Here is a 13483-nt window from a genome sequence, read left to right as displayed (position 1 = left end):
CCAAAACCACCACCCCCACACCGAACAGTGACCCACCTCACAAAAACTGCTGTGCCGCCTAGCCTACCGCCCGCCTCACCAGAACCCTGAGCTGGTCTGCGACCTCGTCATTTATCTCCAATACAGCGAACGACGTCGGCCAGAACACGCCCTCGTCCAAAGCGGCGACATCGTTGAGACCGATGGTGGCGTACCTGGTGTCAAACTTGGACGCCGGCTGCAGAAACACAACGACCTTGCCGTCCCGGGCATACGAGGGAAATCCGTACCAAGTCTTCGGGTCAAGTTCAGGCGTAACCTCCCAGACGATCTCATGGAATCGCTCCGCGATCTGCCGGTCACTGCCCTCAAGCGCGCTGATGGCATCGAGACAAGCCTGCAACTCTCGGGCCCTTCGCGCCGAACCCTTCTCACCTTCACGTGCTGCCCGAAGTTCCTCGGCACGCTGCTTCATGGCGGCCCGCTCAGTTGCGCTGAAGCCGGTCGATTCTTCGTCCTGTGTCATTGTGCCTCCTTACATAAATCCCCTTGTCGGGTGGTTTCTGAGCCTATGTCTTAGCACGTCCTACACACCAGTCCCCAAAGCTCAGTACCTGCGACGGAACTTGGCCGTGCCCTATTGTCGCGCGCCGCGATTGCGTAGCCTAAGGCCATGGAGATGAACTTGGTTCCGTCGGCGCTCGGTCTAGAGCACGTAACGATGCGCTATCCCGGGGGAGTCACAGCAGTCGACGACGTGACCTTGACGATCGCCCAGGGTGAGGTTGTTGCGCTCCTCGGGCCAAACGGCGCAGGAAAAACAACGTTGATAGACCTAGCCCTGGGCCTGCAACACCCAACGGCAGGCTCCGCGAACCTACTGGGCATGTCCCCACCAGACGCGATCTCGCGGGGTTTGATAGGGGTTGTCAACCAGACTGGGGCTCTTCCCGTGGATTTCTCGGTGCACCAGCTTTTGACGCTCTTCAGCGGGTTCTACGCCACGCCACTCGGTCTTGTGGAGGTGGTTGAAGCCACCAACCTCGGCGGCCTCGTGAAGAGAAAGATCCGCAAGCTCTCCGGTGGCGAACAGCAGAGGGTCCGCCTCGCCCTCGCCCTTCTTCCGGACCCTTTGGTCATGTTTCTGGATGAACCGACCGCTGGAATGGACCCCACGGCACGCCAGGACTTTTGGCGGGTCATCAAGAAGGCAGCGGGAACTGGCAGGACCGTCATCTTCGCGACCCACTATCTTGCCGAGGCCGAAGCCTTCGCCGAACGAACGATCATCATGAGGGACGGCCGGGTCGCCGTCGATTCCCCCACCCACGCACTGATGAGACGTGGCACAGCAAGGCTGACGATTGATTTGGACGAGGGCGATGCCATCGGAGTCCTTGCTTCCCTTGAAGAGCGCGGCTGGACAGCCCTGTGGGAAGACGGAAGGTTGGTAGTGAGCGGAAGCGACCTCGATGACGCTGCCCGCATCCTCTTGGCAGTACCGGGAGCACACAACTTGCGTTTGGTCGATGCGAGCCTTGAAGACATCTTCGCGTCGGTCACAGGAGTGAAGGAAGGTCCGCAGTGATGAGCCACTCACTGACAGCAGAGCAAATTCGTAGTCAGAACCCGGTTGTGAGGCCGAACAGGGGACTTGGCCGCTTTATCTGGGTCTTATTTAGCGGAGTCTTCTTCAACCCGTTCAACATTGGCTTCGCGATTTTGATGCCCGTGATCATGTACCTGATGTTTGGTGCCAACCAGGAGTACTCGGACTTCTCTGTTGGAAACGGAAATGTCGCCTCGCAGGTCCTGGTCTCTATGACATTGTTCGGCATGATGATGACAACTTCGTCTTTTGCGGCCAACGTCAGTTTGGAACGTGCTCAGGGGGTGAGCAGGCTCTACGCTCTGACGCCGATGTCTGCGTTGTTCCAACTTGTTGGGCGAATGGTTGCGATTCTCTGCGTGGGCTGCGTCGTTGTGCTCATAACCTTTGGCGTGGGGGTTGCGACGGGCGCGTCCATGTCAGGCGTGGTTTGGGCCCAGAGCGCCCCCATCCTCTTGCTTGTGTCGACGGTGGGAATCGCGATTGGTTTCGGATGCGGTTTCGCGGTGCGATCGGATGGGGCGTTCGCCGCAACGTCAGCGATTGTCGTCCTGTCTGCCTTCGGGGGCGGTCTGACGATCCCGTTGGACCAGATGGGGGCGTTCTTCCAGAGTTTGGCGCCGTGGACGCCACTGTGGGGTGCCGGTCAGATGGTGCTGCTCCCGATTCACGGCTGGGAGAATTTCACTCCCAACATGCTTGTGAACGTCGCGATTTGGGCAGCATTGTTCATCGCTTTGGCGGTGTGGGGGCTACGCAGAGATACGGGGCGCTGACCAGACTAGTTAAAAACGCGCGCCGTTGCTGCCGTGCGAATGCGTCCGCGCTGCTTGAGGACGAGGACGGTGCCAACAAGTGCCGCTAGTGCAGCCCAAGCCCACGGGCTCCCGGCAGCGGCCTTCACAACCGCGGTCCACACGGCAAGCAACCCGTATCCGTAGAGGAGGGCCCAAGCCACGCATCCCGGGATCATCGCGGCCGTGAACTTGCCCCAGTTCATCCGCACCAGACCCGAACCCGCGAGTACAGCCGTCTGCATTCCGACAGTGAGGAAGCACAGGGGGATCGCAACGATACCCCAGTGTTCCAGGATGTTAGCGCCTTTGCGTGGCACGGGTCCGTCAACCCATTTTGCGAGGCCTGCGAAACGTTTGGAGTTCGTCCCCCACTTGGAGATTGCCGTGGGCACGGAGCGTGCGATCCAGTAGGTGCCTTGCGCGCGGAAGAAGACAACAAAGAAGAGGAAGACCACCAGTGGGATCCCTGACTGCGCCCAACTTGGCATTACTGTTCTCCTTCTTCGAGGCCACGACACTGCTCACAGAGTCCGGCCAGCTCAACGGTGTGGTCAAGCAGTTCGAACCCGTGGCTCTGTGCCAAATCTTGCATGATCTGCTCCAATCCGTCTAGCTCCACCTCTTCCGCGCGTCCACATCTTGTACATATCAGGTGGTGGTGGTGTGATCCTGGCGTACAGGAGCGGTAGAGCATCTCCCCACTTTCCCCGCGAATCGCATCTACCAGCCCGGAATCTTCCAGCACCTGCAGGTTGCGGTAGACGGTTGCCAGACCGGCGGTTTCCCCCGCATTCTCCATGGATCCGTGGATTTCTTGGGCGCTGCGGAAAGTTGAGTGGGACTCGAGGTTATCGAGCACAGCTTTGCGCTGCTTGGACATTCTTTGAGGTGAACTCACCTGCGGGCCATCCTCTCTAGCGCTGAACGCGCTGCAAAGGTTACCGCGTAGACCGTAACCGCCAGTACGACAATGGTTGCGCCGGGGGAGATGTTCACTTGGAAGGTGATCCCCAAACCGATCACTGACACCAGTGCGCCAATGAGCATCCCGAAACCCATTGTTGAGCGGAATGATTTGGCAAACAGCTGCGCGGTTGCGACGGGGATAATCATGATTGCTGACACAAGCAGTGCGCCGACGACCCGCATCGACACCGCAACTGTCACTGCCGACATGACCGCTATCAGCATGGACAGCGTATTGACGGGTAGTCCGGACGCCCTCGCGAAGTCCTCATCATTGGTCACCGAGAAAAGCAGTGGCCGCAGTCCGATCCCAATTGCGAATATCCCCAGGGCCATACAGGCAATGAGGACGAGGTCGCCCATTGAGACCGTCGCAAGTGACCCGAACAGGTATGAGTTCAGTTGCGTTGAGGACCCCCCGGCCAAGCCGATCAGGACCACACCGGCTGCGATGCCACCGTAGAAGAGGAGGGCGAGGACGACATCCGCGGAGGTTCGCCCCGATCGGCGCACCAATTCGATGACGACGGCTGCCGCAACCGAAGCAACTATTGCGCCGGGCACCGCGAACCGATCAATCGGAGTGAGGTTGGCCAAGGATCCCACCAGCCAGCCAACGGCAACACCGGTGAGAGCGACGTGCCCGATGCCGTCGCCGAGCATCGCGAGCCGCCTGTGGACAAGGTAGGTTCCCACGACGGGCGCCGACAGGCCAACTAGGAGAGCCGCCAGGAAGGAGTAGATAAAGAGGGGGGAGAGGAACAGGCTAAGCACGGGCGCCCTCGTTATCTTCATCGTGATCCCACCAGGGGCCGGTTTCATCGCCGTGGTGCGTGTGTGTGCATGGACCGTCGTGAGTGATGTGACCGGCTGCGATGCGGACTTCCCGCTCAATCAGCGGGCGCAGTTCCCCCAGCTCATGGAGGACAAGGACGACTGTGCAACCGGCAGCCAGTGACTCCTGGAGGATCTCTTTGAGGCGGATGCGGTTGTGTTCATCCAGCCCGGAAAGAGGTTCGTCAAGGAGGAGTAGGGATGGGTTGCGAACCAGGGCCCGCGCAATGAGCACGCGTTGCTGTTGCCCCCCGGAAAGGTCTTGAAACGGTTCGCGGAGTCTATGGAGCATCCCCACTTGTTGCAGCGCTTCTTGGACACGTTTACGCCAGTTGGAGGGTAGTCGCAGGTGACCGGATCCCAGCAGCCCGGAGGCCACCATTTCCGAAACAGTTGATTCGATTCCTCCGGCTGAGGCGAGACGCTGGGGTACGTAGCCAATCTTGTAGCCCGGTTGGGGGCCCGTTGGCTTCTTACCTGCCTCCCATGTCGACCCCAGAATGCTCACCTTGCCGTTCATGAGGGGCAGGGTGCCAATGAGTGTCTTGATGAGTGTGGACTTTCCCGAACCGTTATTCCCGGTGATAGCCACACACTCGCCCTCGTCGATCTTGAGAGTCAGGTCGTGGAGGACGACGTGGCCCCGGTAGCCGGCCTCGACATCTTGAAGTGCAATGGCAGTGTGCATCTTCCAATGGTGTTCTTAGTGAGAACCATTGTCAATATAGTGGTCGCCAGCTAGCCGCAGGTCACATGGGCGCAGGCCTCAGTATGCGGTGGAACTCGGTAGACTGGCTGGCTGACTATTAGTTTTGTTTGAGGAGATAAGCGTGGCTCAGGACACTTCAACTCTGGACGCCGTCATCAGTCTTGCTAAGCGGCGTGGATTCGTCTTCCCCTCTGGTGAAATCTACGGCGGGACGCGCAGTGCGTGGGATTATGGGCCCCTCGGCGTCGAACTCAAAGAGAACATCAAGCGTCAGTGGTGGAAGACGGTTGTCCGTATGCGTGAGGACGTGGTCGGCATTGACTCCTCTGTCATTCTTCCCACCGCCGTATGGAACGCGTCGGGTCACGTTGAAGCGTTCACCGACCCGCTCATCGAGTGCCAGTCATGTCACCACCGCTTCCGTCAGGACCAGTTGGTCGAGCAGTTCGCAGAGAAGAAGGGTGTGGACGAGGACGAAGTGGCGATGACTGAGATCGCATGCCCGGACTGTGGCGTGCGGGGTCAGTGGACGGAGCCGAGGGCGTTTTCCGGCCTCCTCAAGACCTATCTTGGTCCCGTCGACGATGAACAGGGCCTGCACTACCTGCGACCGGAAACCGCGCAGGGAATCTTTGTCAACTTCGACAATGTCATGACTTCGGCGCGCAAGAAGCCGCCGTTTGGGATTGCCCAGATCGGCAAGTCTTTCCGCAATGAGATCACGCCCGGGAACTTCATTTTCCGCACCCGCGAGTTTGAGCAGATGGAACTGGAGTTCTTTGTTGAGCCCGGAACCGATGAGGAATGGCACCAGTACTGGATCGACCAGCGTATTGCTTGGTACACCGACCTCGGCGTCAATCGTGACAACCTGCGTCTTTACGAGCACCCGCAAGAGAAGTTGTCCCACTACTCCAAGCGCACCGTCGACATTGAGTACACCTTTGGGTTCCAGGGATCACAGTGGGGGGAACTGGAAGGGATCGCCAACCGGACCGGCTACGACCTCGGCACCCACTCCGAGAAGTCCGGCAAGAAGCTGGACTACTTCGATCAGGCCAAGAACGAACGGTGGACGCCATGGGTGATCGAACCGTCGGCGGGTCTGACCCGCTCCCTGATGGCCTTCCTCATTGAAGCGTATTCCGAGGACGAAGCGCCCAACACGAAGGGGGGCGTCGATAAGCGCATCGTTTTGCGCCTTGACCCACGCCTGTCTCCCGTGAAGGTCGCGGTGTTGCCGCTGTCGAAGAAGGAAGAATTGGCGGGACCTGCACGCGAGCTAACCAATAGTCTTCGTGGCCTGTGGAATGTGGAGTATGACGAGACGGGTGCGGTGGGGCGCCGTTACCGCCGTCAAGATGAAATTGGCACTCCTTTCTGCATCACCTATGACTTTGAGTCGTTGGAGGATCAGGCCGTGACGATTCGTGAACGCGACACCATGGAGCAGGTTCGTATCCCGCTGACGGACGTCCGCGGCTGGCTCTTGGAACGCTTGGACGTTGCCTGAGCTCGCACCAATCGACCTCGGTGCCATTTCACTTCGCACCCCGGTGATCTTGGCCCCCATGGCGGGGGTCACTGACCGTGCATTTCGACGTCTGTGTCGCCAGTTCGCGGATGAAGGACTACCGCAGGGCGCCGCAGATTCTGCTCGACTAGTCGCTGCGGGTGGCCTATTTGTCAATGAAATGGTGACGGCGAGGGCGCTTCTTGAGGGCAATGAGGCGTCGTGGCACATGGTAGAGCCGGACGAGGACGATCCGGTGCGTTCGTTGCAGCTGTACGGAACGGACCCCGAGACACTGGGCTTGGCCACTGGAATGCTGGTTGAGAGGGGCTTGGCGGACCACATTGACTTGAACTTCGGTTGCCCGGTCCCCAAGGTGACCCGCAAGGGTGGGGGAGCTGCAATTCCGTGGAAGAAAGACCTGTTTGAGGGGATCGTTTCCTCGGTGGTCTTGGCTGCCGATCGTGCTGCCCCGGGTGGTCCGGGTTCGGTTCCCGTCACCGTGAAGATGCGTATCGGCATTGACGATGACCACATTACTGTCTTCGATGCCGCGCAGACTGCACGCAAAGCAGGGGTTGCGGCGGTTGGACTCCATGCCCGAACCCAGGAGCAGTACTACTCTGGCGCTGCCCGCTGGCCGTTCATCGCAATGCTCAAGGAACAGATGGAGATCCCAGTCTTTGGAAACGGGGATGTCTTCTCTGGATCGGACGCCACAGAAATGATGGCGCAAACTGGCTGTGACGCCGTTGTAGTGGGCCGTGGATGCCAAGGGCGTCCCTGGCTTTTTGGTGAGATCACCGCGTCAATGTGGGGCGGCGATATTCCACGCGACCCCACTCTGGCTGAGATTTGCGAAGTGTTGAACCGCCACGCGGAGTTGGCCGTGCGATTTGATGGCATAGAGGAGCGCGCCATGAAGGAGCTTCGTAAGCACGTCGGCTGGTATCTGCGTGGTTTCTCCATTGGCGGTGAAGCAAGGCGAGCCCTGAACCTGGTTTCCACCAGAGAAGAACTGCGTGCAAGACTTGCTGAACTGGACCAAGACCAGCCCTATCCGCCGGGTGCTCGGGGTTCCCGAGGGCGTAAGGGCACGGCGCGACGTCCTCATCTTCCTGAGGGATGGTTGGAGAGCCGCTACTTGAATGATGATCAACGGGCAGGCTTGGATGATGGTGATGGAAGCGATGGAGGATAGACGTGGGCGTCAGTTTTGATACGACCTCGGCAACGATTGTCGTCCCCATCATGGCTGCTTCGCTAGAGGACGTGGCGCTGCAGTGGGAGGCCGCCGTTGGAGCCGGTGCGGACATTGTTGAGTGGCGCATTGACGCCCTCGAACCACAACTGTGGGATGCAGAGACTGTTGGGGAGAGCGGCGCTGCGTTGCGTGCCCAGTTCGGCACGCCCGTCCTCGCAACCATGAGAACCGCGAAGGAAGGCGGCGGGTTTACTGGCAGCGCCGCGCAGTACCGCTCGATTCTGCGCGATGCTGGGGGCTGGGCTGACCTAGTGGATGTCGAGGTCGGATACCGGGGTGCCGAAGAATTGATTGCGGAGCTTCGGGGGAGAACCGCGGTTGTCGGCTCTTTTCATGACTTCACAACTGAGCCAAGCGCCGCCACCACGGTGCAACTTCTGGGCCAGATGCAGGACTTGGGGTGCGGCGTCGGTAAGGTGGCGTGGATGGTTACGACCGAGGCCGACCTCGCCCTGGTGAAGAACCTTCAGGTTTGGGCGGCCGAACACCTGTCGATGCCCACGGTCGTTATCGGGATGGGCCCGCTTGGAACTGAGTCTCGCTTGGGTAACTCCGCACTGATCAGCGCCTTCACATTTGCCCGCGGCAGTGTGGAGAGCGCTCCGGGCCAGCCAACTGTTGAAGAGATCCGCGCCAGCGTCAGCTAGCCTGCTCTTCTGACTGGGCACGCGACGCCGGAGGCGCCTCCGGCTACTGGGACGGACAACCGCGAGATGCCAGCCATTCCTTAGCGCTGGCCACGGCGTCGTCGGGGCCGGTAAGTGTGTCAGGTGCTATCGGTTCGTCCCCGAAGACCTCACCGGTGCGTGCCTTCGTCCTCGTCGTGGAAACCGCGACCACATAGTCCTCAACCTGCTCATATTCGGGCCCTGTGGCTAGGCCAAGCGTGGGCGCGCAGGTCGAGGACGACGCCGCACACCCCTGGCTCATGCAGTGCGGTGTTGACTGTTTGGGCGTACTTCTCAGCCTGGGAACCGCGCTCTCCACGATTTAGGAAAGGCAGCGCAAAAACGACGCAGAGTGCGCCAACCACAAGGAGCGCAAGAACAATTGGGCGGAGGCGCACTTTTGCTTGGGAGGGCAAGGCTTTGCATGCCGCCTTTAGTTTCGCGGGTACTGGCCGGGATCAGTGGGACGAAGTTCCGCGGGGCTGAACCAGCAGCATGTGTCGGGCGGAACGGAAGTTCCACCACCAGCAACAATCCCAGCTTCATCGGAAGCAAGAAGGAGTGTGTACTTCCGGGGCACAATGACCGCCTCGGAAGAGGTGTTGAGTACCACCATGGTGTGACCAACCAGCACGACGACTGCGGAGTCCCCGGTCCAAGTCAGGCCGTCGATGAAGGCGAGTGGGCTAGCGGCCATGCCGCCTTCTCGCCGGAGACGTAGGGCTTCGGTCATCATCTGCACCAGTGTTTGCTCGGCCGGGGTGCTATTGAAAGACACCTCTACGGTGGTTGCGCCTTGCGCCTGGGGGTAGGTCGTGCCTCCGCCAATACCCAAGAACGGCAGGTAGGGGCTTCCCGGTAAGGCAGCGATGAACAGGTTCATGGCGCCATAGCGTTTGAGGGGAGCACCCTTTGCCCAGCCGACATCCTCACTTCCCCTTGCCAGTGGCGCCATATCGGGGCGCTGAAGGACGTGACGCCAGGGGGTTGCAAGTCCCAGGGAGTCACGTTGGGTGAAGGCATGGGTAATTGCCTCCCGCAGAGCCTTGCTTTCCCATTCGACCTCAAGCATCGCTGATGAGCGAAGGTGGTGGAACCAGTCCTCAGTCAAGTGCTGGGTGAAGTTCTCTTTCGGTTCAGCCGGGAGAGCCGCGGTCAGGATACGTTCGTCATCAAATTCGGCAAGTTCGGCCAGTGCAACATTGACTGCGGAGCTAAAGGCTTGCATTTTCCAAGGGGCGGGTTCGGGGTCGTCAGTGACCACGACGGTACCCAGATCCACGCCGTCAACCCCTGCCTTCAAGGCCGCGCGAATCCGTTCAGCCAGCAAATCGACGTTCTTCTCTAGTGACACCAGTGGTGGCGAATCGGGGCCCGTGACAACCTGGTCGGCTGGAAGCAGAAAAGCCCTGACCAGAAGGTGTAGACCCGCGGCGTGAGCCTGGGCGATGAACTCAGGGAAAAAACTCAGCTGATCTTCTACCTTCGGGGTTGCTGGTCTCAGAAGAAGGGTCTCGAAGCCCATCTCAGCAAGATCGGGGAGGATCGGCACTAACCGACGCAGTCCCTCGTTATCCCACAATCCGGGAATGTCGCAGACCACGGTTGTGCGCCACCACGGCATTTCACCCCGGTCGCGCGGGTGAACCAGGCTTGTGGTTATGGTCTGGCCGTCTGGCACCACTTGCAACCCCCAGTTCCCAAGAGGTCCATGACCTCGGATGACACTCGTCCATACTAGCCTTGGATTGTGAAATCCAGTATCGACGAGCGTGATTTTGACGCGCAAAATGCCAGTTTATCGGGTTTGGAATGGCCCTACGATCGAGACGATCGGGCCAGATTTCTTGACGAGGACCCTAAAGACCCACGTCGCAGCCCGTTTGACCGGGATAGAGCTCGAATACTTCACTCTGCAGGGTTGCGCCGTCTAGGAACGAAGACCCAGGTTTTGGGGCCCGGATCAGATGATTTTGTCCGCACTAGGCTGACCCACTCTCTAGAGGTTGCACAGGTGGGACGTGGTCTAGCGCTTGAGTTGGGCTGCAATCCTGACGTTGTCGATGCTGCCTGCTTGGCACACGACCTCGGCCATCCGCCATTTGGACACAACGGGGAGCGCGCACTGGATGAGGTGGCAGCCAACACTGGAGGCTTCGAAGGAAACGCACAGACCTTCCGGCTCGTGGCACGTTTAGAGGCGAAGGTGCTGGGCGAGGACGATACCCCCGGGGGGCTGAACCTGACCCGCGCGACCCTGGATGCCATCACCAAGTATCCGTGGGGTCGGGGCGACGGGCCGGACATCGAGAAGTCCCTTCACAAGTATGGCCACTACCAGGATGACACCAGGGTTTTCAACTGGATGCGTGCGGATGCGCCCAGGGGCGAACGGTGTTTGGAAGCCCAGGTTATGGATCTTTCAGATGACATTGGCTACTCCGTTCACGACCTCGAAGACGCTGTGGTGACAGGGCATTTCGAGCTTGAGAAGTTGCTTCACAGTGGGGAAACCGACGCGATTATTTCGTCGACTTTGGCCTGGTACGGCAAGTCCCTGACCCGCGAGGAGCTGGAATCCGCGGCCCAGCGGGTCTTTGCGTTGCCCTATTGGCCTGACTCCTACAACGGCTCCTACCGGGCTCGCGCGCGAATGAAGGACCTCACCAGCCAGTTGATTGGCAGATTTGCGTCCTCGACGGTGAACGCAACGCGCGAACAGTATGGAAGTGGGCCGCTGGGACGCTACGGTGCAAACTTGGTGATACCACCCGAAACTGAGGCGGAGATTGGTTTGCTGAAGGGGATCGCTGTTCACTACGTAATGAGTCCCCGGGAAACGCAACCTGTCTATTACCAGCAGCGAACAATAATCCACGACCTCGTGCAAGCATTGATTGAGGCCGGACCAGCAGAGTTGGAACCGCCCTTCGCTGAGGAGTGGGAACGGGCGGGGGACGATGCTGGTCGGCTGCGCGCGGTTGTGGACCAGGTGGCTTGTCTCACCGACGTGTCCGCCAATCTGTGGCATGCAAGGCTGTGTGGACTTCTCTCAACTCTCCTGTGAAGTTGCGCCCGTAGGGGATCGCAATCCACAGGGGGAACGGGGCGGGGCGTGCGGACCTAAGCTGAGGCTATGGCCGGACTCATCAGACGTGAAGACATCGACTTGGTCCGTGAGCGCGCGCGGATTGATGAGGTGGTGGGAGAGTACGTCACACTGAAGTCCGCAGGCGTCGGCTCGATGAAGGGTTTGTGTCCGTTCCATGATGAACGGACCCCTTCATTCCACGTTCGTCCCCAGTTGGGCCGGTGGCACTGCTTTGGTTGCTCCGAGGGCGGTGACGTCTTTTCCTTCCTGCAGAAGATCAACCACGTCTCCTTCATGGAAGCCGTGGAGTTCCTGGCTGGTAAGTATGGCGTCCAGTTGCGGTACGAGGGCGGGGATCGCCCTCGTCGTGGCCCCGATCAGAGCCAGCGACGTCGCCTTCTTGAGGCACACCGTATTGCTGAGGAGTTCTACAGGGCATACCTCATGTTGCCCGAGGCCGAGGAGGCGAGAAAGTTCCTCAAGGGACGCCACTTCGGGAAGGAAGACGTTGAGAAGTTCGGTGTTGGCGCTTCACCTGCCGGCTGGGATGGTCTGACGCGGCACTTGCGTTCGAAGTCTTTTACCGACGATGAGATCATCGCGGCAGGTTTGGCAATCAGGGGGCAGCGTGGCCCGTACGACCGCTTCCGTGACCGCGTGATGTGGCCAATCCGCGACGTTACGGGTGCGACAGTGGGCTTCGGGGCTCGCAGATTAGGTGACGACCCGAACGCCCCCAAATACTTGAACACTCCGGAAACGCCGATCTATCACAAGTCGCAGGTCCTCTACGGTCTCGACCTCGCGAAAAAGGATGTTTCCAGGCAGCGCAGGGTCATCGTCGTTGAGGGATACACGGATGTGATGGCTGCTCACGCGGCGGGAGAGACGACCGCGGTCGCCACCTGCGGTACCGCGTTTGGTAAGGAGCACACCCAGTTGATGCGGCGCCTCCTTGGTGATGTAGAGAGCGCTTCAGCAGGGGTGATGCTTGCTGATGGGCGCGCGCGTGGTGGCGAAGTCATCTTCACGTTCGACGGGGACGAGGCCGGAAAGGCCGCTGCGCGTCGTGCTTACGTCGAAGATCAGGCTTTTGCTGCCCAGACGTTTGTAGCTGTCGATCCTCATGGGAAAGACCCTTGCGACCTGCGCGTTGAGGGTGGGGATGAAGCCTTGCAGACGCTGATTGCTTCAAGGGTGCCCCTGTTTGAGTTTGTCCTCAGATCTGTTTTGTTGTCACTGAATCTAGACACAGCGGAGGGAAGGGTGCAGGGTCTGCGTGCTGCAGCACCAATCCTTGCGGGAATCAAAGACCGAGCTTTGCAGACCGAGTATGCGCGTCAAGTTGCCGGGTGGCTAGGACTAGAACCGAGGGAAGTGGAGCGGGCAATGTATCAGTCTGCTCGCACGCAACCCAGACCGCAAGCGCAGCACAGCAGCCCACCTGAAAGTCGGCGCGAATCCGCTGACGTGGTGGAGCCTCAAACTCCGCCACTGCAACGCCTTCTGCCAGATAGTCGTGGTGGCCACTCCGCTGAACGACTGACGATTGCCGCAACGTTGCAGCGTCCCCTGGACATGGTCGGAGCTGGCCTGGAAGGGCTGACGCCCGCTGCGTTTGCTGATTCCCGCAATCAAGCGATGTTTGCGGAGATCGTACGTCGCGGAGGCCTGGATGCTTTCCTCGATCAACTGCAACGCGCGGAGGGAGAGGTCGGTGCTGGTGAAGCAGCGGTCGGAGTTGCCACGCAACGTTGGGTTGCTGATCTGGTCGACGGGGCAAGTCCGCAGGTAGCGGAGGATCTCACCGCCCTAATGGTGATGTCCCTTCCAGTGGAGGAGGATGATCTGCGTGATTATGCGCAGGGATTAGTGCGGTCGTTAGTGCGGCGCGACCTCGAGCAACAGGGGCGGATTCTCCAGGCCCGTCTGGCACGCCTCGATTCGTCCTCGCCCGAGTCGACAGAAACACTTGAGAAGCTGTGGGCGGTGGAGAGGCGCAGGCGCGCGTACATGAGCATGGAAGAGTAGAGCGAGCTGACGCTTTCAGGGT

General features: G+C 59.8%; 14 protein-coding genes. 7 read left to right on the top strand and 7 right to left on the bottom strand.

All coding sequences use genetic code 11. The annotated features are described in order from the left end of the window. Positions 1 to 58: 58 nt before the first annotated feature. Positions 59 to 505: a hypothetical protein gene (locus H2O65_RS07140; protein ID WP_182141059.1), complete on the bottom strand. Its 447-nt coding sequence runs from the start codon at positions 503 to 505 to the stop codon at positions 59 to 61. A gap of 147 nt (positions 506 to 652) precedes the next feature. Between H2O65_RS07140 and H2O65_RS07135 the strand changes: the two genes are divergently transcribed. Together H2O65_RS07135 and H2O65_RS07130 are read left to right on the top strand one after the other, a co-directional pair. Further along, complete coding sequence (locus tag H2O65_RS07135; protein WP_259349484.1) at positions 653 to 1567, top strand: ABC transporter ATP-binding protein; 915 nt, start codon at positions 653 to 655, stop codon at positions 1565 to 1567. Next, positions 1567 to 2364 (top strand): ABC transporter permease, encoded by a 798-nt coding sequence (locus tag H2O65_RS07130; protein ID WP_259349612.1) that lies wholly within the window; start codon positions 1567 to 1569, stop codon positions 2362 to 2364. The genes H2O65_RS07135 and H2O65_RS07130 overlap by 1 nt, the downstream gene beginning before the upstream one ends. Positions 2365 to 2369: 5 nt before the next feature. On the opposite strand, the gene H2O65_RS07125 is transcribed toward H2O65_RS07130, so the two are convergent. Genes H2O65_RS07125 through H2O65_RS07110 form a run of 4 tightly spaced genes read right to left on the bottom strand, consistent with a single transcriptional unit; the run spans position 2370 to position 4873 of the window. Beyond that, the gene (locus H2O65_RS07125) at positions 2370 to 2873 is read right to left on the bottom strand and encodes a hypothetical protein (protein ID WP_182141057.1); all 504 of its coding nucleotides are present in this window, start codon (positions 2871 to 2873) and stop codon (positions 2370 to 2372) included. Further along, a complete protein-coding gene (locus tag H2O65_RS07120; RefSeq protein WP_259349483.1) occupies positions 2873 to 3283 on the bottom strand; it encodes a Fur family transcriptional regulator in 411 nt (136 codons plus the stop codon). Before H2O65_RS07120 ends, H2O65_RS07125 begins: the two co-directional genes overlap by 1 nt. Then, positions 3280 to 4146, bottom strand: a complete 867-nt coding sequence (locus H2O65_RS07115) for a metal ABC transporter permease (RefSeq protein ID WP_182141056.1) — start codon at positions 4144 to 4146, stop codon at positions 3280 to 3282. Before H2O65_RS07115 ends, H2O65_RS07120 begins: the two co-directional genes overlap by 4 nt. Then, entirely contained in the window at positions 4118 to 4873 is a 756-nt protein-coding gene (locus H2O65_RS07110; protein WP_182141055.1) for a metal ABC transporter ATP-binding protein, read from the bottom strand. Before H2O65_RS07110 ends, H2O65_RS07115 begins: the two co-directional genes overlap by 29 nt. Before the next feature lie 142 nt (positions 4874 to 5015). On the opposite strand from H2O65_RS07110, the gene H2O65_RS07105 reads away from it, so the two are divergent. From H2O65_RS07105 to H2O65_RS07095, 3 genes are read left to right on the top strand one after another with little or no spacing between them, the layout of a single operon-like run. Beyond that, entirely contained in the window at positions 5016 to 6407 is a 1392-nt protein-coding gene (locus H2O65_RS07105; protein ID WP_182141054.1) for a glycine--tRNA ligase, read from the top strand. Beyond that, complete coding sequence (gene dusB, locus H2O65_RS07100) at positions 6400 to 7608, top strand: tRNA dihydrouridine synthase DusB (RefSeq protein ID WP_259349482.1); 1209 nt, start codon at positions 6400 to 6402, stop codon at positions 7606 to 7608. The genes H2O65_RS07105 and dusB overlap by 8 nt, the downstream gene beginning before the upstream one ends. Before the next feature lie 2 nt (positions 7609 to 7610). Further along, positions 7611 to 8318, top strand: a complete 708-nt coding sequence (locus H2O65_RS07095; RefSeq protein ID WP_182141053.1) for a type I 3-dehydroquinate dehydratase — start codon at positions 7611 to 7613, stop codon at positions 8316 to 8318. 43 nt (positions 8319 to 8361) lie between these two features. On the opposite strand, the gene H2O65_RS07090 is transcribed toward H2O65_RS07095, so the two are convergent. Both H2O65_RS07090 and H2O65_RS07085 read right to left on the bottom strand, forming a co-directional pair. Further along, complete coding sequence (locus H2O65_RS07090) at positions 8362 to 8601, bottom strand: hypothetical protein (protein ID WP_182141052.1); 240 nt, start codon at positions 8599 to 8601, stop codon at positions 8362 to 8364. 171 nt (positions 8602 to 8772) lie between these two features. Then, the gene (locus H2O65_RS07085) at positions 8773 to 10023 is read right to left on the bottom strand and encodes a hypothetical protein (RefSeq protein ID WP_182141051.1); all 1251 of its coding nucleotides are present in this window, start codon (positions 10021 to 10023) and stop codon (positions 8773 to 8775) included. A 123-nt stretch (positions 10024 to 10146) separates the two neighbouring features. Between H2O65_RS07085 and H2O65_RS07080 the strand changes: the two genes are divergently transcribed. After that, positions 10147 to 11406 (top strand): deoxyguanosinetriphosphate triphosphohydrolase, encoded by a 1260-nt coding sequence (locus tag H2O65_RS07080; protein ID WP_259349611.1) that lies wholly within the window; start codon positions 10147 to 10149, stop codon positions 11404 to 11406. 69 nt (positions 11407 to 11475) lie between these two features. Continuing rightward, positions 11476 to 13461 carry a DNA primase gene (gene dnaG, locus H2O65_RS07075; protein WP_182141050.1) on the top strand — a complete coding sequence of 662 codons (1986 nt, stop codon included), beginning with the start codon at positions 11476 to 11478 and terminating at the stop codon, positions 13459 to 13461. Positions 13462 to 13483 lie beyond the last annotated feature (22 nt).

The organism is Schaalia sp. JY-X169, assembly GCF_014069575.1.
GTDB lineage: Bacteria > Actinomycetota > Actinomycetes > Actinomycetales > Actinomycetaceae > Scrofimicrobium.
Note: the sequence above shows the minus strand (reverse complement) of the source record. Positions and strands in the feature narration are given on the sequence as shown.